Source organism: Halomonas sp. AOP12-B1-6, assembly GCF_052379225.1.
Lineage (GTDB): Bacteria > Pseudomonadota > Gammaproteobacteria > Pseudomonadales > Halomonadaceae > Vreelandella > Vreelandella casei.
In genome coordinates, this window is the sequence record NZ_JBQSYK010000003.1 from 375,119 (window position 1) to 401,123 (window position 26,005).

The 26,005-nt window shown below is 55.4% G+C and carries 17 protein-coding genes; 13 read left to right on the forward strand and 4 right to left on the reverse strand.

The features are described 5' to 3' along the window. Window positions 1-89: 89 nt before the first annotated feature. The 3 genes from ACT3TR_RS10830 to ACT3TR_RS10840 all read right to left on the reverse strand — a co-directional run bounded on the left by ACT3TR_RS10830 (window position 90) and on the right by ACT3TR_RS10840 (window position 6,040). Entirely contained in the window at window positions 90-3,155 is a 3,066-nt protein-coding gene (locus ACT3TR_RS10830; RefSeq protein WP_444625209.1) for an AAA family ATPase, read from the reverse strand. Further along, complete coding sequence (locus ACT3TR_RS10835; RefSeq protein WP_444625208.1) at window positions 3,152-4,297, reverse strand: exonuclease SbcCD subunit D; 1,146 nt, start codon at window positions 4,295-4,297, stop codon at window positions 3,152-3,154. Before ACT3TR_RS10835 ends, ACT3TR_RS10830 begins: the two co-directional genes overlap by 4 nt. A gap of 111 nt (window positions 4,298-4,408) precedes the next feature. Then, window positions 4,409-6,040, reverse strand: a complete 1,632-nt coding sequence (locus ACT3TR_RS10840) for an SLC13 family permease (protein WP_096282311.1) — start codon at window positions 6,038-6,040, stop codon at window positions 4,409-4,411. Between the two features lie 292 nt (window positions 6,041-6,332). Between ACT3TR_RS10840 and ACT3TR_RS10845 the strand changes: the two genes are divergently transcribed. From ACT3TR_RS10845 to sstT, 4 genes are all read left to right on the forward strand, one after another. Beyond that, a complete protein-coding gene (locus tag ACT3TR_RS10845) occupies window positions 6,333-6,962 on the forward strand; it encodes a CDP-alcohol phosphatidyltransferase family protein (protein WP_444625207.1) in 630 nt (209 codons plus the stop codon). 47 nt (window positions 6,963-7,009) lie between these two features. Next, window positions 7,010-7,738: a Crp/Fnr family transcriptional regulator gene (locus ACT3TR_RS10850; RefSeq protein ID WP_444625206.1), complete on the forward strand. Its 729-nt coding sequence runs from the start codon at window positions 7,010-7,012 to the stop codon at window positions 7,736-7,738. A 190-nt stretch (window positions 7,739-7,928) separates the two neighbouring features. Beyond that, window positions 7,929-16,523 carry a GH36-type glycosyl hydrolase domain-containing protein gene (locus ACT3TR_RS10855; protein ID WP_444625205.1) on the forward strand — a complete coding sequence of 2,865 codons (8,595 nt, stop codon included), beginning with the start codon at window positions 7,929-7,931 and terminating at the stop codon, window positions 16,521-16,523. Window positions 16,524-16,866: 343 nt separating this feature from the next. Further along, window positions 16,867-18,090, forward strand: a complete 1,224-nt coding sequence (sstT, locus tag ACT3TR_RS10860; RefSeq protein WP_444625204.1) for a serine/threonine transporter SstT — start codon at window positions 16,867-16,869, stop codon at window positions 18,088-18,090. Between the two features lie 51 nt (window positions 18,091-18,141). Here the strand turns inward: sstT and ACT3TR_RS10865 are convergent, their stop codons facing one another. After that, window positions 18,142-18,918, reverse strand: a complete 777-nt coding sequence (locus ACT3TR_RS10865; protein WP_096278630.1) for an IclR family transcriptional regulator — start codon at window positions 18,916-18,918, stop codon at window positions 18,142-18,144. Between the two features lie 124 nt (window positions 18,919-19,042). Here ACT3TR_RS10865 and ACT3TR_RS10870 point away from each other — a divergent pair, with 124 nt between their 5' ends. From ACT3TR_RS10870 to ACT3TR_RS10910, 9 genes are all read left to right on the forward strand, one after another. Continuing rightward, window positions 19,043-19,567, forward strand: coding sequence for a 2,4'-dihydroxyacetophenone dioxygenase family protein (locus ACT3TR_RS10870; RefSeq protein WP_096278628.1), 525 nt, complete (start codon window positions 19,043-19,045; stop codon window positions 19,565-19,567). A gap of 67 nt (window positions 19,568-19,634) precedes the next feature. Continuing rightward, entirely contained in the window at window positions 19,635-20,609 is a 975-nt protein-coding gene (locus tag ACT3TR_RS10875; protein WP_441684511.1) for a Bug family tripartite tricarboxylate transporter substrate binding protein, read from the forward strand. 12 nt (window positions 20,610-20,621) lie between these two features. Then, the gene (locus ACT3TR_RS10880; protein ID WP_444625203.1) at window positions 20,622-21,092 is read left to right on the forward strand and encodes a tripartite tricarboxylate transporter TctB family protein; all 471 of its coding nucleotides are present in this window, start codon (window positions 20,622-20,624) and stop codon (window positions 21,090-21,092) included. Then, on the forward strand, window positions 21,092-22,606 hold the full coding sequence (locus ACT3TR_RS10885; protein WP_441684513.1) for a tripartite tricarboxylate transporter permease: 1,515 nt from the start codon (window positions 21,092-21,094) through the stop codon (window positions 22,604-22,606). Before ACT3TR_RS10880 ends, ACT3TR_RS10885 begins: the two co-directional genes overlap by 1 nt. After that, entirely contained in the window at window positions 22,603-23,298 is a 696-nt protein-coding gene (locus ACT3TR_RS10890; RefSeq protein ID WP_096278620.1) for an SDR family NAD(P)-dependent oxidoreductase, read from the forward strand. The genes ACT3TR_RS10885 and ACT3TR_RS10890 overlap by 4 nt, the downstream gene beginning before the upstream one ends. A gap of 24 nt (window positions 23,299-23,322) precedes the next feature. Continuing rightward, window positions 23,323-24,111: an SDR family oxidoreductase gene (locus ACT3TR_RS10895; protein ID WP_096278618.1), complete on the forward strand. Its 789-nt coding sequence runs from the start codon at window positions 23,323-23,325 to the stop codon at window positions 24,109-24,111. A 237-nt stretch (window positions 24,112-24,348) separates the two neighbouring features. Beyond that, complete coding sequence (locus tag ACT3TR_RS10900; RefSeq protein WP_441684515.1) at window positions 24,349-24,879, forward strand: helix-turn-helix domain-containing protein; 531 nt, start codon at window positions 24,349-24,351, stop codon at window positions 24,877-24,879. Further along, a complete protein-coding gene (locus ACT3TR_RS10905; RefSeq protein WP_444625202.1) occupies window positions 24,876-25,598 on the forward strand; it encodes an AzlC family ABC transporter permease in 723 nt (240 codons plus the stop codon). Before ACT3TR_RS10900 ends, ACT3TR_RS10905 begins: the two co-directional genes overlap by 4 nt. Continuing rightward, window positions 25,595-25,927, forward strand: coding sequence for an AzlD domain-containing protein (locus ACT3TR_RS10910; protein WP_096278612.1), 333 nt, complete (start codon window positions 25,595-25,597; stop codon window positions 25,925-25,927). The genes ACT3TR_RS10905 and ACT3TR_RS10910 overlap by 4 nt, the downstream gene beginning before the upstream one ends. The last annotated feature ends 78 nt before the right edge of the window (window positions 25,928-26,005 follow it).

Below are 26,005 nucleotides of genomic sequence, written 5' to 3' on the forward strand. Positions count from 1 at the left end.
ACATACTGTATGAACGCAGCGTGAACTAACGCTGGCTCAGACAGCAAAGACTGAGGCATTAAAGACTGAGGCATTAAAAAGCTTAGACATCAAGGAAGTGCGCCCTTTATTTCCACCGAACTACCGTGGCGGCTGGCACGCACGTCTATACGGACGGGCATTTGCTCTTTGAGTTCGCTGACGTGTGAGATAACACCAATCATGCGCCCGCCCATTTGCAGCTCGCTAAGCATGGCAATGGCCTGATCCAAGGCATCTTGATCCAGGCTGCCAAATCCCTCGTCAATGAATAGTGTATCCAGCTGAATACCGCCAGCGTAAGCCTGCACAACATCCGAAAGCCCCAGCGCCAGTGCTAACGCGGCCATAAATGATTCACCGCCGGAAAGTGTCGCTACCGAACGATTTTTGCCGGTATAGGTGTCCGCTACATCCAACTCAAGGCCTGACGCTTTGTTGCCTTTTGACGGGTCTTCTCGACGCACTAGCTGGTAGCGCCCGCGACTCATGCGTACCAGCCGCGCGGAGGCTTGAATCAGCACGTCATCGAGCAGCACACCAAGCACAAAGCGTTGCAGGCTAATACGATGCCCGGTGCGGCCATTAGCAACCTCGCTTAGCGTGCCCCACAGCTGGTACTGGGCTTCAAGCGCCGCCTGAGCCGTGTGGGCCGTCTTAAGCTTCTGCTGGGTATTGGTTAACTGGGCTATGCGTGCCGCCAGGCGTTGATAGGTTTCATCGCAGGTTTGCTCGCGGGCCTGCGCTACGGCCACCCGTTCAGCGAGTGCCTTTACGTCAGGCGCTGCCAGCCCCTCAAGACGCGCCTTGCTGGCTTCAAGCTGGCCCTCTAGCTTGGCAAGCTCTTGCTGAAAGTGCATAACGGTTTCAACCAGCGCTTGGCGCGCCAATGTTTCCAAGCGGGCCTGCAAAAAGCCGGCATCATTTTCAAACACACTACGTTCAAGCGCGCTACGCCATTCTTGCTGGGCGGTCGTTAATGCCTCGCTCGTTGCTGTTGCACGCTGGGCGCTACCCGCTAGCGTAGTGTCAGCCTGGGCAAGCGCTGTTTGTACCTGATGGGCAGTCTGCTGAGCCGACTGCCATGCCGTCTCGCCCTGCTGAATTTCACCCTGCAAGCGGGTCAGCTCTGCCTGTAAGGCCTCCAACGATGAGTGTGCTTCAGGCAACGACGCGCGCAGCTGCTCACACTGAGCCTCTAACTGGTGGCAGCGCTTTTGAGCACTCTCTACCTCGGGCTGTTGAGACTTTATCTGAGCATCCAGCGTTTTCCACTCGCTACGCCGCTGCTCAAGGGTAAGCTCCTGCGTCTGTATGTGTTGAACAAGCGCTTGATGGCGTTCCAAAGCGCGCTGGCTCTCTTGGCAGGCGGCCTCCAATGCCGTGAGAGGCTCACTACTCCACTCGCCTAGCGTGCGGCGTAATTGCTCACTCTGCTCATCGCTATAGCTAAGCTGCTGGGCTAGCCGCTGCTGCAGCTGCTGGGCTTTCACCAACGCCTGCTGCGCTTGCTCGTAGTCCACGCGCGCACGCTTTACATCCGCCTGAGTCACGGGCGCTTGGTCTGGCGGGGCGGGCGCGGGATGCTCGCAGCTGCCGCAAACTGGGCAAGGCTGGTGAATCTCCAACCGAGCTGCCAGGAGCGCTGCCTGACCCTGGTGCCAATGCATTTCTTGCTCAGTGGCACGCTGCTGACAGCGCTCGAGGGTTTGCTGGTGACTTGCTACTTGGCTACTCGCCTGAGCTACCTTTTCGCCGAGTACACTGCGCTGAGTCTCAAGCCCCGCCAACGTGTGCCGCTGGTCGCGCAGGGTCTGGCGGCCTTGCAGCACTGCTTCACTGCCTGCCAAGCTATTGCGCTCCGCCTGCTCCGCTTTCAACTGCGCGGCTAGCGCCTCCCCTTGCTGAGCGATGGTGTCGCGCTGATGTAATTGCTGGCCGACGGTCTGATCTAACGCCTGCCACGCCTCACGGGCTTGATGCAACGTCTTTTCGACACGGTTTAACGCTTGAAACTGCTCAAGGGCTTGCTGTAATCGACCGACCTGCTCTCGCCGTTCAGGCAGCTGGTGATAATGAGTTTGCGCCTTCTGCAGCACTTGCTGAGCCTGATGGTAGGCCGTGCGCTGTTTTTCGACGCTCGCCTGAGCCTGCCCATACTCTTGCTGAGTAGTCTGCGACGATTGTTGCGCCATGTGGAGGCTGTGAAACGGCGCCGCCAGCTCCTGCGTTTGCTCATGTGCGCTTAAACGCTCTTGGGCGTGATTGACCTCAGGCTGTTGCTGTAGCAGCAGGCGATACTCTTCAATCAGCGCCGCCTGCCCGTCAAACAACGCCTGATGCTCTTGCCCCTGACGCTCGGCCGACTGCGCGTTTTCACGCTGCTGCTTAGCGGCGGCTAACGCATCGTTGGCGACCTGCTGATCTGGCATGAGCGATTCCAGCAGTTCACTCAGCGCCGCTTCGCTTTCAACATCGCTGGCTTCTAAGATGCCTTTTACCCGATGCTGATGATCATTAACGTCCCGCACGATTTGATTAGCCTGGGTGCGCAAGCGTTCTTCAATGCGCTGAAAAATTTGCGTTTGGAACAGCTGAGAAAAAATGCTTTCCCGCTTGGCGGAATCTGCGATTAGCAGTTCGCGAAACTTGCCCTGCGGCAGCACCATCACTTGGCGGAACTGGTCGGCATTTAGCCCGATTAACGCCTGCAGCTCAGCGGTCGCATCGTTGACCTTACGCGCCACTAGGCAGGTATCTATCTCGCCACCCGTGGTTAGCCGCCATAGCTGCGCTTCAGCACTATGGGTGGTGGTACCTTCACCGCGCGCTTTGGGGCGCTCTTGCTGAGGTACACGCCTTACCCGGTAGTCCACACCGCGCAGGCGAAAACTCAGCGTTACTTCCGTTAACAGCGTATCGGACGCCTGATCACAGCGCATCTGCGTTGGATCGCGGTCATTGCCGGTGTTCTGGCCGTATAGTGCGAAGCAAATGGCATCCAGAATCGAGCTTTTGCCCGCCCCAGTCGGGCCGTTAATAAGAAACAGCGGGCTGGTGCCTAGCGCAGTAAAATCAATGTTTTCAGTCCCCGCGAAAGGACCAAATGCCTGCATGGTCAGGGTTAATGGCGTCATCCTTGAGCCTCATCGCGCTGTAGCTGGTTAATGAGTTCTGCCATGGCCCGCGCCTGCTCTTCGCTCATCGCCTCTCCGCTGGTCTGATTGAAAAAATCACCAAACATATCCAGCGCATCAAAACGTAAACGCTCCCGATCAAGCTGCTGCCCCCCGCGGGTTTCTAACATGCCCGGCTTTTCGAGATGCAGCACGTTAGGATAAACCTCGCGCAGCTTACCCATCGGATCGAGAATAGCGTGACGATCGGTTAACCGCACCAACAGGTAATCGTCTGCATTCTTATCGGTTCTCCCCTGGGCGATCAAGGCGTCAATCTCGCCTTCCAGCACGCGGACTTCCCGGCTTGGCACCAGCGGAATCTGTTCAATCTTCGTGACGCCACCTGCCTCTAAATCCACCAGCGTAACGCCTTTGTGCTGGCGGGCTTCAGAAAAGCTGTACTTGAGTATTGAGCCGCTGTAGCGAATGTGCTCGCCACCGCGATACTGCGGGCCATGCAGGTGGCCAAGCGCCACATAGTCAAAGCCTTGCATCGGCTCCCAGGCAACGCTTTCGGCACCGCCTAAAGTCAGCGGACGCTCCGAATCTGACGCGCTGCCGCCAGCAACAAAGCAGTGGCTCATCAATATGCAGCGGCGCGTTGGGTGACGCTGCTCGCTAATTCGCTCGACCAAATAACGATGGGCACCGTCAAAATCGTGCACGTCGACCTTAAAGTGACTGCGCACATGCTCAGGATCAGCGTAGGGAATACCGAAAACATCTACCTCAACGCCATCAATAGTGAGCGTCACGGGGGTCGCGAAGTCAGCTAGGTCAGAGAGAATATGCAGCCCGGCTTGACGCAAGTGGCGTGCGCCAAACCGCAGCCGTTCAGCGCCATCGTGATTGCCTGAAATCATGATGACCGGAAGTTTGCGCACCTCACACAGCGCGTGAAGCACCTCATCCAGCAGCGTTACCGCGGCGGAAGGAGGCACCGAACGATCGTAAATATCACCCGCGATCAGTACCGCCTCGACCTTTTCACGATCAATGATCTCAAGGAGTTGGCTGAGCACATGGCGCTGATCATCCAGCAACGAAAGGTTGTGAAATAGCCGTCCCAGGTGCCAATCAGCGGTGTGAAGTAGTCGCATAACAGGCTCAATTGCAAAGGGTGTAGCGGCATCATAACAATCAACCCACACAATCTCCCAATAACAAAAAGCCCCGCTCGAGGCAGGGCTTTCAGACACTAGCATGGCATATTAGCGACGGAAGGCATCTGGGTAGCTGGTTAAGTCAACGTTCCACATCACGGGTAGCAGGAAGTAAACCGCTGCCACGATTAAAAGCATGGCAATGATGTTGATCCAGAAGCCGGTACGCACCATTTCAATAATTTTAAGCTTACCGGTGGCGAAGATAATCGCGTTTGGTGGAGTACCCACCGGCAGCATAAAGGCACAGTTAGCTGCCATGGCAGCAGGCACCATCAGTACGAAGGGATGAATATCCAGCGCCAATGCCAGTGACGCCAGCACCGGAAGAATCATCGTCGCCGTTGCGGTATTCGAAGTGATTTCGGTTAAGAACAGTACCATACCGGTTGCCAGCAGGATCACTAGCAGGAAGTTAGCACCTTCCAGCACGCTCATCTGTCCGCCGATCCACTCTGCTAAGCCTGAAGAACCAAAGCCTGCGGCAATGGCCAAGCCTCCACCGAACAGCAGCAAAATGCCCCAAGGTACGTCTTTAGCAACGTCCCAACCTAGCAGGCAGCCGCCTTTGTTCTTGGAGGGAATCAAAAACAGCAGAATTGCAGCAAAAATCGCGATCATCGTGTCACTGATACCCGGAATATTGATGATCTGCCCTTGCCATAAAAATGAGCGGGTGATCCACAAAAAGGCAGCCAGCAGGAACACCGCCAGCACCGCTTTTTCTTCAAAGCTAGTAGTGCCTAAGGCAGCCTTTTCTTTGTGGATGAGTTCACGTCCGCCCGGCAAATGATTAAATTTGATTCGGAAAAATACGCGAGTCAGCAGCAGCCATGTGGCGAATAGCAGTACCACGACAACGGGAAAAGCAAACATTAACCAGCCAGCAAAAGAGATCTCGATACCGAAAAGCTCGTTAACAATTGCCGCGAGAATAATATTCGGCGGCGTGCCAATCAGCGTACCCAGGCCACCGATAGTACCGCCATAGCCAATACCAAAAATCAACGCTTTGCTAAATTTATCAATTTCGCCGCTGTGATCCTCATCACTTTTTTTCAGCTCTTGGCTCACTTGGTAAACAATAGCCGACCCGATCGGCAGCATCATCATGACTGCCGCCGTATTGGATACCCACATCGATAAAAAGCCCGTGGCGGCCATAAAGCCAAACACGATGTTATTAATGCTGGTACCCAATACGGCAATAATCGACAGCGCTATACGCTTGTGCAAATCCCACTTTTCCATGGCCAGCGCGATCATAAAGCCGCCTAGGAATAGGAATATGATCGGATTACCGTACGCAGCGGTGACCTTACTGCCTTCAAGCGCGCCGGTAATCGGCAGTAAGATGATGGGCAATAGCGAGGTAACGGGAATAGGGATGGCTTCCGTGATCCACCATACGGCCACCCACAGCGTGGTCGCAAGCACCATACGCCCTTCAAAGCTTAAGCCTTCGGGATGAAAAAACATCACGACAAAAGCAAATAGCAAAGGCCCAAGCAGTAACCCCACCTTCTGCGGCGGCGTGTAGGCCGGTGGTTTAGGGTCAGGGGATGGCTCGCGCTTGGCATTGGAAGCCGCTGCCTTCGCGGCACCACCGGTGGGCAGTGCGCACATCAATAGGTTTTTGGCTTGGTAATGGGAATTCCATAGCTGATCCCACACCGTCATCAGGGCAGTTTTATGCATACAATTAGCGTCGCTTTCGAGATATTAGTGATTGGATGTCGAGGATGCACGCGTAGTCGGTTAGCCTACTAACACGCGTTGCGGGTATTCCTATGGCGCCCTTTATTTCACTGCAATAGGTATTCAGTCCAGTCATTTACCCGAATTTACCACCAAAGTCTAACAGCCTTTAGTTCTAATCATTAGCTATCGCTAGCTATTAAAACGGCTTTATTAGCTCGCAAGCTACTGCCATGGTTAATTAATTTATTATATGCAGAGTAAGGAGCCGCGTATGCTAGACCGATGGACGATGCCGCTGGCTCAGCGCCCTCTCAAGCGATTCGCCAACGCGTTGCACAAATGGCGTATAACGCCGGACCAGGCCACGCTCTGGGCTTTCTTGATCGGCATGACCACCCTGCCACTGTTAGCTTGGGAGCATTATGGTCTCGCCTTACTCGCCATTGTGCTCAATCGCATCGGCGACGGCGTGGACGGTGCATTAGCACGCATAAGTGGTCGCACCAGCGAGGCAGGCGGGTTTCTTGATATCGGGCTAGACTTTGTTTTCTACGCGGCTGTCGTGCTTGGTTTTGCGCTGGCTAATCCAGCCCAAAATGCGCTTGCAGCGACCCTGCTGCTGTTTGCCTTTATCGGTACCGGCACGTCGTTTCTGGCATTCGCCATTGCCGCTAAACAAAAATCCCTTACTCGCCCCAACTTTCCTAACAAAGCGTTCTATTATTTAGAAGGATTAACCGAGGGCACTGAAACCGTACTCGCCCTGGTGGTTTTTTGCCTTTTCCCTGGTCACTTTTCGACCCTGGCGACCCTTTTTGCCAGTGCATGTCTTGTCACCACGGCAACACGTCTATGGGGAGGCTACTGGACACTGCGCAGGCATGAAGCCAACGAACGATAGCGTATGCTCAAACGCAGGATGACACGCTCTCTCAGGGATGATGACAGATGAAAGATCGTGATTTAACGGCACAGAATCATTTATTCGCAGCCTTGCCGGCTGACGCTCAGCGGCGGCTTACTCCGCTAATTGAACCGCTCCACTTGTCGTTAGGCCAGGTGCTTTACGAGCCAGGTGTTACGCTTGCGCACGTTTACTTTCCAATTAACGCAATTGTTTCGCTGCTGTATGTTACCGAAAACGGTGACTCGGCGGAAATATCGGTCGTCGGTAACGAAGGGTTGGTTGGCATTGCCGTGTTTATGGGTGGGGAAAGCACAACGAATCGCGCTATCGTGCAAAGTGCCGGGCACGCGCTGCGCTTACCCGCGGCGAGCTTACGCGAAGAGTTCGGCCGCCATGAAGCAATGCTCCACTTGCTCTTGCGCTATACCCAAGCGCTGATTACTCAAATGGCGCAAACGGCGGTGTGCAATCGCCACCACTCGATTGACCAACAGCTGTGTCGCTGGCTGCTGCTATCGCTAGACCGACTGCCCGGCAACGAGCTCGTCATGACGCAAGAACTCATTGCCAATATGCTTGGCGTGCGGCGTGAAGGCGTCACCGAGGCGGCCGGAAAACTGCATAAACGCGGTGCCATTGACTATCGACGCGGGCATATTACCGTTCTAAACAGAGCATTACTGGAACAGCTTAGCTGTGAGTGCTATGCCGTCGTAAAAGCAGAAAGCGATCGTTTAATGCCCTATCAACGCGCTTATAGCTTTAAATAAACGGGTTGTAAAAAACCAATCCAAAATAACCAATCACTGATAATTAATAACTAACAAGGCTTAAACATCTAAACAAAGCGCAATTAATCCATGCTATGTGCGCTAGCGCACGGACGAAGGCGCGCGGCACGACCACTGTCCTGGTAAGGAAGTATCGTTTGTGTGGCTCTTGAAGCGCACTCTCACCAGGATGGAACCTGTGAAACAATTTCTCCGTTTTGTGCGTCCGCACCATGCGTTTGCAGCGCCGTGGGATTCTACCACCCCCGTTAGAGAGGAACTCTTCAGCGCAGAGCGCCTGGAACAGCATGCTGGCAGCCTGGCACTGGCTCAAAAAGTAACCAGCATCCCACCCAAAGTAGTATCACTAACGCGACGACTCGACGCTAACGCGCAAACGCTGCTAAGCGTTTATCGCGTTAGCGCATCAGCGCTCGCAAACAACCGCGACATCGTTCCCGCAGCCGCCTGGCTACTTGATAACTACCACCTGATTGAATCTCAAATTCGAGAGATTCGCAGCGATCTCCCCCCCGGCTACTATCGCCAGCTACCTAAGCTTGCAAGCGGCCCATTCGCCGGGTATCCAAGAGTTTTTGGCATCGCATGGGCATTTGTGGCGCACACCGATAGTCATGTTGATCTGGCTAATCTACACACCTTTATTAGCGCATATCAGCGTGTTCAACCGCTCACCATTGGCGAGCTATGGGCCGTTGCTATCACGCTGCGCATTGTGCTGGTGGAAAATCTGCGCCGGCTAGCCGATCAAATGATCAGCGAACAAACGGCGAGAGACGCAGCCGATGACCTCGCGGCTAAATGGCTAGCGCCGTCCGATCAGCCAGCGGCAATGGCGCTTGACACTCTAAGTGAAGGCATTCGTACCTTTAACTCTCACAAAGGAGCGCTGGCTGAGCCGTTTATCGCTCAACTCGCTAAACGAGTACGCGGCTTAGACCCGCGCAGCAGCCCGCTCATTGGCTGGCTAGAGGAACAGCTCCGCCTTCAGGGTGAAACCATTGATGAAGTGGTTCAGCACGCTCAACAGCGCCAAGGTGCTGCCAACGTTAGCGTGCGCAATGTCATCACCAGTATGCGGCTGGTGTCCAGCATCGACTGGGCGGAGCTATTTGAAAGCGTCAGCTTAGTGGATAGAAGGCTGGGGCAACACAGCGGCTTTGAGCAGTTAGATTTCCCCACCCGCAACCAGTATCGCAGCGCAATAGAACAACTCGCGCGTGGCTCTAAGCACTCAGAGCTTGAGATTGTGGATGCAGCGCTTGCTCTATCGCACAAGACAGTGGCAAGCACCGATGACTCAATAGAAGCTGCCCGCATGGGCGATCCTGGCTACTTTTTAATTGGCTCGGGGCGCACTACTCTCGAACAAACGGTGGGATTTGCCCCCTCCCCTCGTCAACGGCTGCGCCGCACACTTATTCACTACGGGATTAGCAGCTATATCGTGACAGTGGCGGCGGTGACACTGTGTTTAATAGTGCTGGCCGGCAGTACACTAGCCGCCCTGCCATTGGCGATAAGCGATGCTTCGCTAGCTTGGCTACTCCTACTCGGCGTACTCGCACTACTGCCTATTGTTGAAGTGGCCACACTGATCGTTAATCGCTTGTTTATTAACTGCATCGATGCCCAGCCGCTGCCCAGCCTCGATTTCTCCAAAGGTGTTCCTGCCCACTGTCGTACGCTGGTGGTCGTGCCAACGCTGCTCACCAGTGAAGAGGAGCTGCGTGAACAGATTGAGCGTCTGGAAGTACATCATTTATCTAGCGGTGACGGGGCACTAACCTACGCGCTATTGACTGACGGCATTGATGCTCATCAAGCGGATTCTCCAGCAGAGACAGTGCTATTAACCACGGGCCACAGGCTGATCGAGCAGTTAAATGAACGTTATGGCCTGGCGGGTAGCGCTCAAACGTCAGCCAGCTCCCGCGTCACTGGCAGCGATAAGCGCTTTTTCTTACTGCATCGGCGACGGGTATTCAACCGTACTGAAAACACCTGGATGGGCTGGGAGCGTAAACGCGGCAAGCTGCATGAACTTAATCGTCTACTGCGCGGAGCCACCGACACCACTTTTATCAATCCACCCGCAGTGCCTGGTGATATTCGCTATGTGATCACCCTCGATGCGGATACGCGCCTGCCTCGCGGTGCGGCAAGCCGGCTGATCGGCAAAATGGCACACCCGTTAAACCAGCCGCGCCTTCATCAGCGAAAACAGCGAGTAGTAGAGGGTTACGCGATTTTACAGCCTCGTGTCACCCCATCGTTACCTACCGGGGGCGAAGGCTCTATCTATCAGCGGCTCTTCTCATCCCCCGGCGGCATTGACCCCTATGCCGCCACTATTTCAGATCTTTATCAGGACTTAGTCGGCGAAGGCTCGTTTGCGGGTAAAGGCATCTATGCCATTGATGCTTTTGAAGCATCGTTGGCGGGTCGAGTACCCGACAATAGCCTACTCAGCCATGATTTGTTTGAAGGCGTCTTTGCCCGCGCGGGGCTCGCTTCTGACATCGAGGTAATTGAAGATTTTCCGGCAAGATATGACGTTGCCGCTAAGCGACAGCACCGCTGGACCCGCGGCGACTGGCAGCTACTACCATGGCTAAAGACCTCAGCCCTGCCGCTTACCGGGCGGATGAAAATGCTGGGCAATCTGCGCCGCTCACTATTGCCCCCCCTGATGCTTGCAGGCTTTGCCGTCAGTTGGCAGCTACCGCTCAGCATGGCCATCATCAGCACGCTATTGCTGTTGGTCGTTATGGGAGCCCCGGTGCTGCTTTCGTTAGCCACATCGTTTATCCCTTTCCGAGCGAAAGCCAAGCTACGCCATCATTATCATCTTTGGTTTGACGAACTAACGCTGGGTAGCAGTCAGGTGTTGCTGCAGGTGGTTTTTTTACCCGATCAGGCATGGCGCATGCTGGATGCCATTGCTAGAACCTTAAACCGTGTATTAATCACTCACCGGCACCTGCTTGAATGGACCTCGGCGGCGCAGTCGATGAAAAGCCCGGCACTGAGCATCTTAGGGTTTTACCAACGCATGGCACCGGGCACTGCGCTTGGGCTAGCGGTGGCCATTAGTGCGCTTTGGTCAGCAGGCGATGTGTGGCCAATCGCCGTTCCTATGGCGCTACTTTGGTTGGCGGCACCGGCCGCTGCCTGGTGGCTAAGCAGCAATAAAAGTGCCGTGGTTCAGCCCTCTATTTCGGCCGATGAAGCCCTTGAGCTACGCGTGATTGCACGGCGCACGTGGCGCTACTTTGAAACCTTTGTCACCGCCACCGATAACCGTTTACCGCCGGATAACTTTCAAGAAGACCCACAGCCCGTACTGGCTCAACGTACCTCGCCTACGAATATGGGGCTGTATCTTCTTTCCACACTGGCCGCCCGAGATTTTGGTTGGATAGGTACCCATCAAGCGCTAGAGCGCCTCGAAGCGACGCTTAACGTTATGCTGACGCTGCCACGCTACCGAGGGCACTTCTATAACTGGTATGCGACTCACGACCTACGCCCGCTGAACCCACGCTATGTCTCAACGGTTGATAGCGGCAACCTGGCAGGCCATCTCATCGTCATCGCTAACGCCTGCGAAACCTGGCAGCAAGCCACCTATCTACCCGACCCACGCGCAGGCATCGCCGACACTTTATATCTTACTCGTCAGGCACTTGCACAGGCCTCAACACTTCCAGAAAAAGACGTGGTTCAGCTCACCGTGCACTTTGATGCCATTGAAGGTCAGCTCAAAGGCGATGCAATGGGGCCAGAATGCCTGGCGAATACCGCACTACTCACCGACAAAACCCTCAGTTTGGTAAGCAATAGCGATGACCTGCTGTTCTGGATACAAACACTGCATGCCACCGTGATACAGCACCGCCAGGACAGAGAAAACCAAGAGGAACAGTCCCATCAGGAAGACAGTCAACTCGTCATGCGCCTGAAGCAACTGGCTGAATCTACTAGACGCCTTGCCATGGGGATGAATTTTGCCTTTCTGTTCAATACTGAGCGCCAGCTGCTATCGATTGGCTACTCGCTGGATGATCACTGCCTGGATACCAGCTGTTATGACCTGCTGGCTTCCGAGGCGCGACTAGCCAGCCTGTTTGCCATTGCCAAAGGCGATATTCCTACTCGCCACTGGTTTAGGCTTGGCCGTGCGGCAACCCCATTAACGTTCGGCTCTGCGCTGATCTCGTGGTCAGGCTCAATGTTCGAATACCTGATGCCGTCACTGGTGATGCGCGCCCCCGGCGGCAGCCTACTCGAACAAACCAATCGACTGGTAGTGAAACGCCAAGAAATTTATGCCGCTCAGCGCTCCGCCCCCTGGGGCATTTCCGAATCAGCCTACAGCGCCCGAGATTTGGAATTAACCTATCAATACTCCAACTTCGGCGTGCCGGGCCTGGGCCTCAAGCGCGGGCTCTCTGCGGACCTAGTAATCGCACCATATGCCACCGGTTTAGCCACCATGGTTGACCCCAGCGGCGCCTGTCGAAACTTTAACCGCCTAGCGGAGATGGGCGCATTAGGCCGCTACGGTTTCTATGAAGCGCTCGACTTTACCCGTTCAAGGCTGCCGGCTGACGAAACGGTGGTCATTGTGCGCAGCTTTATGGCCCATCATCAGGGCATGACTATCGTGGCGATTGCCAATACCTTGAATCATGGTCAAATGCGCGCGCGCTTTCACCGCGAGCCAATGATTCAGGCCAGCGAGCTGTTACTGCAAGAGCGTGTTCCCCGCGATGTAGCCATCATTCATCCCCGCGCTGAAGAGGTGAAATCAACCGCCAGCCAGAGTATTAACGAGGCGCAAACGATGCGCCACGTTTCCACGGTGGCCAGCGCCGCGCCGGTGACTCATTTACTCTCTAACGGCTGCTACTCAGTGATGCTAACGGCCAGCGGTGGCGGCTACAGTCGGTGGCGCAACATCGCGATTGGCCGCTGGCAGCCGGACGCCACCCGCGACCACCTGGGAAGCTTTATCTTTCTACGCGACAGCCAATCTCCCGGCATATGGACCGCGACAGGACAAATGGCTAGGCACGCGGCCGACATCACCGACCAGCATAGCCAGGTAACCTTTGCCGAGGATTACGCGCGTTACACGCATCGTCACAACGATATCACCACGCATATGGAAGTGTTGGTATCCGGCGAGGACGATAGCGAAGTACGCCACCTCTCGCTGACTAACAGCGGTCGGCGCGCCCGCGATATAGACATTACTTCTTATTTAGAATTAGTGCTGACCACGCCGGATGCCGACAATGCTCATCCGGCCTTCGCTAAAATGTTTGTGATGACCGAGTATTTGGAAGCTTTCAGCGCGCTAGTGGCCACACGCAGAAAGCGCACGCCTGACGAAGAGCCGGTATGGGCGGCCCACTTTGCCGTCGTGGAAGGCGACACTGTGGGCGAGCTGCAGTTTGAGACCGACCGCGCCCGGTTCTTAGGACGTGGTGAAAGTATGTTAAGCGCCGCCTCGCTTAACGATGGGCAGCCTCTGTCAAGTACGGTCGGCAGCGTTCTGGACCCAATATTTGCACTGCGTTACCGCCTTCGCCTAGCACCAGGCAAAGCCGCTCGGATCGCTTACTGGACCGTGGTGGCTTCCTCGCGCGAAGCACTTATCGACTTAATAGATAAGCACCATCATCACAGCGCCTTTGAACGCGCCAAAACACTGGCCTGGACTCAGGCTCAGGTTCAGCTTCGCCACTTAGCCATTCAACCGGAGGAAGCCGCTGATTTTCAACGCTTAGCCGCGCCGATTTTATATCCAGACGCGCGTTTTAGAGCGCCTGCGGATGCCATAGAGCGAGGCGCCGGGCCACAGTCACGGCTTTGGCAACATGGGATTTCCGGTGATCGGCCCATTGTGCTGCTGCGTATCGACACGATTGATGATCTTGCCCAGGTGCATCAGCTGCTGCGCGCGCATGAATACTGGTGCATGAAACGCTTAGTCGTGGACCTAGTGATTATCAACGAGCGAGCCTCCTCCTATATTCAAGATTTGCAGCAAGCCATCGAGACCGCGGTACTCAGCAGCCAGGCGCGGCCACATTTGCGCTCTGGCCATGTCCACGGCAGCATCGTAGCGCTGCGTGCTGATCTCATAAGCTTGGAAGTACGCATGCAGCTGCAGTCGGTGGCCTGCGTTGCATTAATGGCGCAGCGAGGCAACATTGCCCATCAATTAGCGTTGACGCTGCCCGCCCATCCCGCTAAATCGGTGCTGCCAGACTTACAGCGCACCTTATTGCCCAAGCACAGCCCCATTAAGGCCAGCGATCCTGCACCTGAGCCGCTTCCAGCGCTTGAGTTTTTTAACGGCCTAGGCGGCTTTGCCGACAATGGCCGCGAGTACGTCACAGTACTTGATGAAGGCAGCTCAACACCCGCCCCTTGGATTAACGTTATCGCTAATGAGGGCTTTGGCTTCCAAGTATCGGCAGAGGGCGCGGGCTATCTATGGGCGGATAATAGCCGCGAAAACCAGTTAACGCCGTGGTCAAACGACCCGGTGGCAGACCCCTGTGGCGACGTTATCTATGTCCGTGATGAAGAATCGCTGGCACTTTATACCGCCACCGCCCGCCCGGTGCGGGATCAGGGCCGCTACCTGGCGCGGCACGGTTTCGGCTATAGCCAGTTTGAGCATCAAACCGACGGTATCGCGCTAGCATTACTACACTTTGTTCCCTTAGATGCATCCCTTAGGATTTCACGATTAAGTCTGCGCAATCATTCAGACCGGCCACGCAAGCTATCGGTAACCGCCTATGCAGAGTGGGTGATGGGCACATCGCGCAGCGCCTCGGCACCGTTGCTAATTTCGCATCCGGATGCTGAAAGCGGTGCATTGATGGTCGAAAAACCTTGGAACATTGCCTTTCCAGGCCGAGTCGCGTTTGTCGATGTCGGTTCTCAGCCTGCCTGCTGGACAGCCGACCGCGGCGAATTCATTGGCCTTGGCGGCAGTCTGTCAGCGCCTGCGGGGCTACGCACTAAGGCGCCGCTTTCTGGCGCTCACGGTGCGGGATTAGATCCGTGTGCCGCGCTACAGCGCAGCGTGACACTAGCGGTGGGCGAAAGCGTGGATGTGGTCATTTTGATGGGCCAGGGGAAATCAACCGCGGAGGCACAGGCGCTGATTGCGCGTTATCGCCAGGCCGACATTGATGCTGAACTCGCCGCGGTTCACGCACACTGGCAAGCCCAGCTCAATGCCGTGCAGGTAACCACGCCCGACCGCGCCACGGATATCATGCTTAACGGCTGGTTGCTTTATCAAACCATTGCCTGTCGGATCACCGCTCGCTCTGGGTTCTATCAAGCCAGCGGCGCGTACGGTTTTCGCGACCAGCTGCAAGACGGTATGGCGCTAACCTTTTCCAGCCCCGAAACCACTCGACAGCACCTGCTGCGGGCCGCATCGCGCCAGTTTGTTGAAGGTGATGTGCAGCACTGGTGGCTACCACACTCTGGCCAAGGCGTGCGCACGCGCATTTCCGACGACCGAGTATGGCTAGCCTATGCCTGCGCCCGATATATCGCGACATCCCATGACGAAGATGTGCTCGACCAGCCGGTAAGCTTTCTTGAAGGCGCCCTGCTCGCGCCTGACGAGCACGACTGTTTCTTCCAGCCGATGGTCGCGGCAGAAAGCGCCTCGTTATTTGAGCACTGCGCCCGCGGCTTAGACCAGAGCATGACATTAACGGGTGAACACGGCCTGCCGCTGATCGGCGGAGGCGACTGGAACGACGGCATGAACCGTGTTGGCGAAGCGGGCAAAGGCGAAAGTGTCTGGTTAGGCTGGCTGCTGCTACATACCCTTGAGCTTTTTTTACCCTTTGCAGAGCAGCGCGAGGCTAGCCGAGCCAAACGATGGCGCGCCCACGCAACGGCCCTGCGTTTAGCGTTGGAAAGTAACGCCTGGGATGGTCAGTGGTATCGGCGCGCCACCTTTGATGACGGTAGCTGGCTGGGCAGCAAGACAAGCGATGCGTGCCGGATTGATTCGATTGCCCAGTCCTGGGCAGTACTTTCGGAGGCAGCAGAGCCGCACCGGGCGGCGCTTGCCATGGGTTCGCTTGAACGCGAACTCATCCTGCAAGACGAACAGCTTGCGCTATTGTTCTGGCCTCCATTCGACCAACCCCAGCGCGACCCTGGCTATATTGGCGGCTATCCACCGGGTATGCGTGAAAACGGCGGGCAGTATAGCCATGCAGCTATGTGGGCGATATTAGCCTTTGCTAAGCTCGGCGAAGGCGGCAAGGCGCACGCGCTCTTTTCACTTCTCAACCCGATCAACCATGCTCGAACGGCCAATGACGCGGCTCGTTATCGCGTTGAGCCCTATGTTGTCGCCGCGGACGTGTACTCCGTTGCGCCGCACACAGGGCGCGGTGGCTGGACATGGTACACGGGGTCAGCAGGCTGGATGTACCGAGCGGGTATTGAGGGCATCTTGGGTATCCGCCGAGAAGGTGGATGGCTGGTTATCGCCCCCTGCTTACCTAGCGACTGGCCAGGCTTTAGTGCCGCCTTCAGCATCGGCGCCACGCACTATGCCGTCACCATAGCCACAACTAGCGAGGAAGCTTATGCGTTACTAGATGGCCATTCACTGACACGACCACAGGGCGATGTTCGTATCCCGCTGGACGGCGAGCGCCATCAGCTTGAGATGTTCATAGCGCCAGGCAGCGCGGTATGATGGTATAGCCAGTGCGGTTAGTAATATCCACATAGTAGTCAGCAGCTAGCGCGAATGATGAAATCATTCGCGCTACAAGTGCAACCAACAACGTTTTGATAAGCATTAGAAATTTGCCTGAATTGTTATAGAAAGTAGCAAGTTACGCTTTATGCATCACTGAATGTTAAAACTCAACGTCCAACGCATTATATATCCTGTTTCTCTTTTAGGAGATGTGCGCCAAGATTTTGACACAGCCGCCCATGGCATACCCGCAACTGATAGAATACCGCCCGATTCAAGCGCGTTAGCGGCCCCTTGCCGCAACGCCACTCACTTCCCACTATCTAAGAGTTGCGCAATGATCGCTACTGTCCAAGCCGTTTTTCGGCCATTTTTACGGCTAGGTCTTATCCCACAGATTTTAATGGGTATCGTTGCTGGAGTACTGCTAGCCCTGTTTGCACCGGGCATGGCTGGCAATGTGGCACTATTTGGCCAGCTATTTATTGCCGCGTTGCAGGCGGTGGCTCCCATTTTGGTGTTTGTACTGGTCGCCGCTGCCATCTCTGCTCATCAAAAAGGTCAGCCAACCCATATTCGTCCCGTGCTGGTGCTATATGTGGTAGGCACTCTAATCGCTGCGTTAATTGCGGTAGCAGCAAGCTTTCTATTTCCCACTGAACTTGCCTTGAACGCAGTGCAAGTGGAGGGCAACCCGCCTGGGAACATCGTTAACGTTCTACGCGACCTGTTGTTAAATGCGGTTACCAATCCCGTTGGCGCGCTGATGGAGTCGAACTTTATCGCTATCCTAGCGTGGGCAATCGGCCTTGGCTTAACGCTTCGCCAAGCTAGCGATACCACCCGGCAAGCCTTAAGTGATTTATCCACGGCGATAACCCGCATTGTAACGCTGGTGATTCGCTTAGCGCCGCTGGGTATCTTTGGTTTAGTGGCCGGTACGCTGGCAGAATCTGGCGTTGAGGCGCTACTCAATTACGCCCAGCTGCTGGGCGTAATTGTGGGCTGCATGCTATTTGTCGCACTAGTAACCAATCCGCTGTTGGTTTACTTAACTACCCGAAAAAACCCTTACCCACTGGTATTTACTTGTCTGCGTGGCAGCGCGATTACCGCTTTTTTCACTCGTAGCTCGGCCGCAAATATTCCGGTTAACTTGGAGCTGTGCCGCCGCCTGAAGTTAGATGCCGATACCTACTCTATTTCGATTCCGCTGGGAGCGACGATCAATATGTGTGGTGCGGCTATCACCATTACAGTGATAACGCTGGCCACTACCCATACGCTGGGCATTAACGTTGACTTCCCCACAGCGCTGCTGCTGTGCATGGTTTCAGCGCTAGCGGCCTGCGGCGTTTCAGGCGTGGCGGGCGGATCACTAATGCTGATTCCCATGGCTGCTAACCTGTTCGGCATCCCGACGGAAGTGGCCATGCAAGCAGTGGCTATTGGGTTTGTGATCAGCGTGGTGCAGGACTCAACCGAAACCGCGCTTAACTCCTCGACTGATGTACTGTTCACCGCAGCGGCCTGTCAGGCGAGAGAAAAGATGCACTCTTAACCGCCAATCTAGAGGAATGGCTTGTTTTCATAATAAGCGCTGCAAGAGCCCTCAGTGCAGCGCGCTAAGGTGCTCTTGGATGGTCGTCACGATATGGTGGGCGGTCCCCTCCTGAAAACGGTAGCGCGGCACGCTAACGCTGATCGCCCCCGAGACGCGCCCATCGACGCCATTCACCGCTTGACCGAAGCAGATAATACCTAGCTCATTTTCTTCATCGTCAATGGCATAGCCCTGCTTGCGCGTCACTGCCAGTGCCCCTCGTAAATCCTCCAGACTCGTCAATGTTTGTACCGTGATCGGTTCCAGCGTTAGCCGCGCTAGGTATTGTTCGCAGGCTTCTTCGCTCAGTGCGGCCAAGTAGGCTTTACCCACCGCGGTTGAGTGCATAGGCACCGGCATACCGATATAAGAGGCCATACGCACGGCGTCGGCCGATTCGACCTTATCGATAAACGTCATGTGATAACCATACGGAATCGCCAGATGCACGGTCTCCCCTGTCTGCTGGCTGATCTCGTGCATCACTCCCCGCACCCTCTCGCGCAAATCACTGCGAGTCAGCGATTGATGTGCCAGGTGAATCAACTGACGACCAAGAGCGTATTCATCGCTTATTGGATTGCGCTCAATAAAGCCCTCCTGCTCAAGTGTATTGAGCAGTCGATACACGGTAGGACGCGGCAAGCCGAGGCGCTCCTGAATATTTTTTGCATGCGCCTGTGGCCCTAACTCGGGAATCACTTGCAGCACGCGTAAACCTTTGACGAGCGCTGCGGCTCCTTGTACCGGTGGCCGCTGGGTAATGGACTCAATCCTCTCGCTCATACGTCCTCCAAGACGAATGTCTAATATCGTGCGACTTAACCATGATTGACGAAGTGACCTGGGTGTCTTAGATTTCAATTGTCCACATTATGATTTAAATGTCCACATTATGGACGGAGATAAGATGACCGATATTCAAGAACAACATAAACGGATGCCTTATCAATACGCCCAGCCAGCGGAAGCTGCTGCGGATATTGTCGTGCCGCACGCTATTCCCACAGACGAACGTATTTGGGTACCCCAGGCTGAAAACGTCCATTTTCGCCCCTTATGCCTCAACGTTTCACAGGGTTACTGGGTGAACTTGCTGCGGGTGCGTAAATCCGGCGTTCTGAGTCGCCATCGTCATCCCAATCCCGTACATGGTGTAGTGCTCAAAGGCAGATGGCGCTACCTCGAACACGACTGGGAGGCCACGGAGGGCAGCTACGTTTATGAGCCTCCAGGGGAAACACACACCTTGGTGGTCGATGACGATGTTGAGGAAATGATCACGCTATTTCAGGTAAACGGCGTGATGTACTACGTCGACCCGTGGGGCAAGCATCTGGGGTATGAGGATGTTTTCTCTAAAATTGATATGTGCCGCAAACACTACTCAGAGTGTGGTCTGGGCAGCGATTACGTCGACCAGTTCATTCGCTAAGCCCATTACCGCTGCTTCATTTATGCAAACAACCCTCCACGAACAACAAGTAATAAGGAATGCATCCATGAAAATAACCTCTTCTCCCCTCGTTCTCGGCGCCGGTTTCCTGGCCATCGCTCTATCGGCTGGGGCTGCTCAAGCCGACTACCCCGAGAAGCCTATCCAACTGATTGTGCCTTGGTCCGCCGGCGGTGGTACGGACGCCGTTGCGCGCCAGTTAGCAAGTGGCTTACAGAAAGAACTAGGGCAGCAGGTCAACGTGGTCAACCGAACCGGCGGTGCTGGCGTTATCGGCCATACGGCGATCACCATGAGCAAGCCCGATGGCTACACGCTTGGACTGCCGACGGCTGAGATCACGACGTATCGGCATATCGGCACGTCAGCCATTTCATATGAAGACCTTACCCCCATCGCGCTAGTCAACTTTGATTCTGCCGCCTTCAGTGTCAATGCGGACTCCGGCTGGGATTCGTTAGAGGCAGCACTTGACGACATCAAAGCAAACCCTAATCAGTACACTGTTTCGGGGTCGGCCCCGGGGGCGGCTTACCACTTGGCCTTTGCTGGCCTGCTTAACCAGCAGGGTATTGATCCCAACTCTGTCGCCCTTGTTCCGAGTGAAGGTGCCGCGCCTGGACTACAAGAGCTAGCGGCCGGCGGCGTGGACTTCGTATTCTCGTCACTGCCGGAATCTGAGTCCATGCGCCAAGCAGACCGTATTGATACGCTCGCCGTATTCTCAGATGAGCGGCTGTCGACCTTTCCAGACATTCTTACCGCCGCAGAGCAGACCGGCCAGCCTTGGACAGCCGGCACATGGCGCGGGCTAGCGGGGCCCAAAGGGCTGCCTGAGGATATCGTCGCAACGCTTGCCGAAGCTGCTCAGAAAGTTTACGAATCCGATGACTTCCAGTCTTTCATGCAGCAGCGTGGCTTTGGAACCGAGTGGCGTGGACCAGAAGAGTTCCTTCAGTTCATGACCGAATCAGATGCTAATAATGCCGAGATCATCGAAACGCTGGGGCTGGCCCAGTAAGGCCGGAAGACCATGCGTATTCACGATTTTATCCTGGGGCTTTTAACCGTTCTGCTCGGCACTATTACCGTTTGGCTCTCAAAAGACTTTCCCTCTCTTCCGCGCCAGGACTATGGCGCGGGAACCTTCCCGACGCTGGTAGCGGCCTTATTAATAGCGATGGGCTTGATACTTTGTCTACGCGGTTGGATTCAAAAAGGGCCGTTAATTGTTTGGCAAGACGCTATTCCTATCGGCCATGTGCTGTTCTGTATCATGGCCGTGGTGGTAGCCGTGGCTGGCTACATACTCCTAGCGCCGACTCTTGGCTTTCCCATTGTCTCACTCATCATGCTGACCGTGCTCATCGGCGTCTTCACTAAGGGAAGATGGTGGCTAGCGATTAGCGTGGCTGCCGTGGCGACGCTCATCATTTGGCTAACCTTTGCCGAGCTACTGCTCGTTCCACTGTCATTAGGCATCCTAGAAGAGGTGATCTACTAATGATGGAACTACAGCAATCATTAGCGATGGTATTTGATTGGCAGGTGCTGCTAGTGATTCTAGGGGCCTCAATCTTCGGGCTCTTCATTGGCGCGATCCCTGGACTGACCGCCACCATGGCAACAGCGTTGTTAGTCCCTCTCACATTTTTCATGGACCCTCTTCCCGCCATTGGTGCCATTGTGTCGGCCACTGCGATGGCGATTGTCGCAGGGGATATACCGGGCGCATTGCTTCGCATACCGGGAACCCCCGCATCAGCCGCGTATACTGACGAAGCGTATCTCATGGGTCGCCAGGGGAAAGTGGGTCAGGCGTTGGGCGTCAACTTGGCCTGCTCTGTCGTGGGCGGCGTCATTGGCGTTGCGATTCTGGCTTTTTTTGCGCCATTGGTTGCAGAATTTGCCATCCAGTTCACCAGTGATGAGTATTTCTGGCTAGCCCTGCTGGGTCTTTCCTGTGCGGTGCTCGTGTCAGGAACCGATCCTGTGAAAGGGGCAATCTCGATGCTGCTTGGCCTGCTGATTTCGATGGTGGGCATGAGTTCAGTGTCCGGGCAGATGCGGTTTATCTTTGGGGTGCCTGAACTGCTCAACGGCATTGCGATTTTACCGGTGTTAATTGGCTTATTCGCGATAGCGGAGCTACTGCGGCGGCTGCCTGAAATTGGCACGATATCGCTATCTAAGATGCCGCTTGTTAAGAAGCCTTTTGAAGGCGTCGGCGGGCTGCTGTGGAAATACAAAGGTGGGGTGGCGCGCAGCAGCCTGCTGGGCACGCTGATCGGCGCGCTGCCGGGAGCCGGTGCGGATATAGCATCGTGGATAAGCTATGCCTTGGCTCGCAAGCTCTCGCGCACACCGGAGAAATTCGGCACTGGGCATCCAGAGGGCTTGGTATCCGCTAGCTCAGCCAATAACGCTGCGCTTTCAGGCGCCTATATACCGGCTCTTGTGTTCGGCATCCCCGGCGACACTATCACCGCCATCATTATCGGCGTACTGATGATGAAAGGCATTACCCCAGGGCCGGACGTATTCACCACCGATGCGGTGTTAGTTAACGCGATTTTTATTGTCTTTATTCTCGCCAATATTTTGCTGATCCCACTGGGTCTACTCGCCATACGAAGCGCGCGGCATATTTTGTCCGTACCTCACGGCGTGCTGTATCCCCTTATCTTGCTGTTCTGCATCGTCGGCGCCTATGCGGCTAATAACAGCATGCTCGATATCTGGATTATGCTGATTTTAGGCTTATTTGCTTATGTCATGGTCGAGCACGACTTCCCTATCGGGCCAATGATTCTTGCGGTCATTTTAGGGCCTGTGGTTGAAGGCAATTTCCTGCGCTCTATGATCAAAGCAAACGGTGATCTGCTGATGCTATTTGACCGCCCGATTGCGGCCACGCTAGGCACCCTTGCCGTGCTGGTTTGGGTCGCGATTATTGCGTCTGCGCTCATGTCAGCCGCTCGCAGCCGGCCCAACGTAGCTAACAAGGAAAACACATGAAAACCGTGGTCGTAATTGGAGGCAGCAGCGGCATTGGCCGGGCAATCGCCTCCGCCTTTGCAGAACAGGCAAGCGTTCATATAACGGGCGTTGAGGCGTCAGACAACGGCGTCACTGATTTCGGCGCCCTTCAATATCAGCTTGATGTTCGCAATGACGATGCCGTGACGACGTTCTTTGCTCAATTCACTCGCATTGATGTGCTGGTTAACTGTGCGGGCGTCATCCTACGCGGTGGTAAGGAATTTACGCCTCAAGGTTTCGCCGATGTCGTGGATATTAATCTAAACGGGACCCAGCGTTGCTGTCAGGCGGCCTTTGAAGCGCTTAAGAACGCAGGTGGCTGTATTGTCAATACGGCGTCGATGCTGTCATTTTTTGGCAGCGGATTTGTTCCCGCCTACTCCGCATCTAAAGGAGGCATCGCCCAGCTGACGCGCTCACTGGCGATTGCTTGGGCGCCCGAAGGTATCCGTGTCAATGCGCTAGCACCCGGCTGGATAGCGACAGAATTAACGTCAGCGTTAGTTCAAGACAAAGAGCGTTCGGCGGAGCTTATAGACCGGACGCCTATGGGTCGCTGGGGAGCACCCGATGATTTGATAGGGCCCGCCTTGTTTCTGGCATCACCCGGAGCAAAATTTGTGACCGGCGTCATTCTGCCGGTGGACGGTGGCTACGCCGCTCGTTAAACAATCTTTATCAGGAGAGCCACGATGGAATTAGGAATTAAAGGTCGCTGGGCAGTGGTTTGTGCCGCGAGCAAGGGTCTGGGTAAAGGGTGCGCCATGGCACTTGCCCAAGAGGGAGTGAATCTGGTCATCAATGCCCGCAATAGCGAAACCTTGGCGACCACGGCACAACAGTTAAAAGCGCTGAACCCGAGTATAGACGTCGTCACCGTTGCTGGCGACATTGGTGATGCGCAGGTGCGTGCGGCGATGTTAGCGGCCTGCCCCCAGGTCGATATCCTTATCAATAATAATGGCGGGCCGCCGCCGGGCGATTTTCGTGATTGGAGCCGGTCGGACTGGCTCAAGGCATTAGAAGCCAACATGATCACACCCATCGAGCTTATCAAAGCCACCGTTGATGGCATGTCGGAACGCGGCTTTGGGCGCGTGGTGAATATTACCTCCGGTGCCGTAAAAGCCCCGATCGAAGTACTTGGGCTGTCTAATGGCGCTCGCAGTGGGCTGACGGGGTTTATTGCAGGATTATCGCGTCAGCCTCAATTGGTGAGTCGCAACGTCACCATCAATAATCTTTTGCCTGGCCCGTTTGAGACAGAACGCCTTGAAAGCGCCTTAGCATCTGAAGCCAACATTTCTGGCCACAGCCTGAAAGACGTGACTGAAAAGCGTCTAAGCGGTGTGCCTGCCGGTCGGTTTGGCACGGCAGAAGAGTTTGGCGCATTTTGCGCATTTATTTGCAGCCAGCATGCAGGCTACATGACGGGGCAAAACTTCTTGCTGGATGGCGGTAGCTACCCCGGCACTTTTTAACGTTTGCTCTTCCTCCTCGCTTGCACTCCTTGCCCCTCACAGTTGCCTGTTTCTCGGATGAAAATTCGAAAGCAGGCAGCTGCCTATCAATGATACTCGCCATTATCTATACACCAGGCCTGCCCAGATCCGGCACACGATTACCGCGCTGGCTCTACTGACCGGCGCACTAATCGTTGACAGGCTACCGTTCTTTATATAGAACGTTCTATATAAAGAACAGCTGGGCGGTACGTCATGGATAAGCTTTCACTCAGTACCCTAGGTCAACACCTGCAGACGCTGCGCATGGAGCGGGGCTGGTCGCTTTCGCAGCTGGCCAATGACGCGGGCATCGCTAAATCTAACCTGTGCCGCCTTGAGCAGGGTAACGGCAACCCCACGCTGGATACTATCTGGCGGCTGGCGGTACAGCTCAATGTCCCCTTCGGCACGCTGGTAGCCCCAATTACCGTGCCGCTAGGCGAGGATGGCGTTCAGGTGCGCCTGATTGATCAAGGCAAAGGCATCCCGCAAGTGGATGCCTACTGGATGCGCTGTGCGCCCCATACGCTTCGCCACGCCGAACCTCATACGCCTGGAACCCGAGAGTCGCTAACGCTGATTAGCGGCTGCCTGGAAGCGGGGCCAGATGGCGCGACGATAGCGCTTACCCCAGGGCAGACGGTGACATTCTCCGCCGACCAGCCGCATCTTTATCGCACCCAGGCCGTGGAGGCCACTTTAATAATGACCATCACCTATGGTGAAAAAGGCAATACGCCATGAGCCAGCCTGCTCGTCACACACCTATTCGCTCAACCGTACAAGGTGTCCGGGAAGCCATTCCGTTGCTGGGAGGCTATATACCGGTCTCACTCTCCTTTGGCCTGGTGGCGACTCAAGCAGGCTTTAGCACCTGGGAAGCCGCCGCGATTTCAGCGCTTGTTTACGCCGGTGCATCGCAGTTTCTATTTGTAGGCATGGTGGCGGCGGGTTCACCGCTATGGCTAGTGGTGGCAATGACCCTGCTCATCAACGTACGACATGTCGTTTACGGTCCTAATTTAGCGTCATGGCTGCCACCCAGCCGCCACTGGCCTTGGTTAATGCATGGTTTAACCGACCAGGTCTTTGCCCTCGCCCTGACTCGGCTGCCTCAGCTGTCTGCGCCCGAGCGTTTTAGCTGGTTTATGGGGGCCTCTTTGCTGGCATGGGGCGTGTGGATAGTGGGCACGGTAGTAGGCGCCACCGCAGGAGAAACGTTAACCGCACGCTGGCCGCTGCTTGGCGAGGTTATGCCGTTTGCTCTGCCCGCACTATTTCTGACCATGGTGGCGCCGCGCTTCACCGATAAGCGCTGGGCACTGGCGATGGGCTGCACCATTCTTTCAGCACTGTTATTCACGCTTTATGGCTGGAGCAATGTGGCTATTCCGCTGGCCGCTGCCTGCGGCGCGCTGTGTTTCTATATCGTGAAGTTCCAGGCGGGAGGACGCACGCTATGAGCACCGAGCTATGGATCGCCGTTATAGCGTGCGCCATCGGCACGCTGTTAATGCGCGTCGTCCCTTTCCTATGGATGCAGCGCCGCCTCAATAGCGATACCGGCATCAATAATATGCCTCAGTGGCTGGGTATTCTCGGCCCACTGATGATTGCCGCTGTACTGGGCGTTTCGATTATGCCGGTTAATCCCAGTGCTATTGCCTGGATCGCAACGGCCATTGGGCTTTCCGTCACGCTGGCAGTATGGTCGCGGCTACGCTCATTAGGCTGGCCCGTGGCCGCTGGGGTGGCCGTTTTTGGCCTAGTGCAAATAGCCGCTCACATTTGATAATGCGTTGCATTGACTTTTGCTGCATGACATCATCGCGGCTCTCTAATTTCCGCCGGTCTGAAAGTGATCTTCAAC

Coding starts and splice junctions, on each gene's coding strand:
- ACT3TR_RS10845 (WP_444625207.1), top strand. CDS start 6,333: ATGCTAGACCGATGGACGATGCCGCTGGCTCAGCGCCCTCTCAAGCGA.
- ACT3TR_RS10855 (WP_444625205.1), top strand. CDS start 7,929: ATGGAACCTGTGAAACAATTTCTCCGTTTTGTGCGTCCGCACCATGCG.
- ACT3TR_RS10905 (WP_444625202.1), top strand. CDS start 24,876: ATGAGCCAGCCTGCTCGTCACACACCTATTCGCTCAACCGTACAAGGT.
- ACT3TR_RS10880 (WP_444625203.1), top strand. CDS start 20,622: ATGCGTATTCACGATTTTATCCTGGGGCTTTTAACCGTTCTGCTCGGC.
- ACT3TR_RS10885 (WP_441684513.1), top strand. CDS start 21,092: ATGATGGAACTACAGCAATCATTAGCGATGGTATTTGATTGGCAGGTG.
- ACT3TR_RS10830 (WP_444625209.1), bottom strand. CDS start 3,155: ATGACGCCATTAACCCTGACCATGCAGGCATTTGGTCCTTTCGCGGGG.
- ACT3TR_RS10870 (WP_096278628.1), top strand. CDS start 19,043: ATGACCGATATTCAAGAACAACATAAACGGATGCCTTATCAATACGCC.
- ACT3TR_RS10890 (WP_096278620.1), top strand. CDS start 22,603: ATGAAAACCGTGGTCGTAATTGGAGGCAGCAGCGGCATTGGCCGGGCA.
- ACT3TR_RS10850 (WP_444625206.1), top strand. CDS start 7,010: ATGAAAGATCGTGATTTAACGGCACAGAATCATTTATTCGCAGCCTTG.
- ACT3TR_RS10900 (WP_441684515.1), top strand. CDS start 24,349: ATGGATAAGCTTTCACTCAGTACCCTAGGTCAACACCTGCAGACGCTG.
- ACT3TR_RS10910 (WP_096278612.1), top strand. CDS start 25,595: ATGAGCACCGAGCTATGGATCGCCGTTATAGCGTGCGCCATCGGCACG.
- ACT3TR_RS10865 (WP_096278630.1), bottom strand. CDS start 18,918: ATGAGCGAGAGGATTGAGTCCATTACCCAGCGGCCACCGGTACAAGGA.
- sstT (WP_444625204.1), top strand. CDS start 16,867: ATGATCGCTACTGTCCAAGCCGTTTTTCGGCCATTTTTACGGCTAGGT.
- ACT3TR_RS10895 (WP_096278618.1), top strand. CDS start 23,323: ATGGAATTAGGAATTAAAGGTCGCTGGGCAGTGGTTTGTGCCGCGAGC.
- ACT3TR_RS10835 (WP_444625208.1), bottom strand. CDS start 4,297: ATGCGACTACTTCACACCGCTGATTGGCACCTGGGACGGCTATTTCAC.
- ACT3TR_RS10875 (WP_441684511.1), top strand. CDS start 19,635: ATGAAAATAACCTCTTCTCCCCTCGTTCTCGGCGCCGGTTTCCTGGCC.
- ACT3TR_RS10840 (WP_096282311.1), bottom strand. CDS start 6,040: ATGACGGTGTGGGATCAGCTATGGAATTCCCATTACCAAGCCAAAAAC.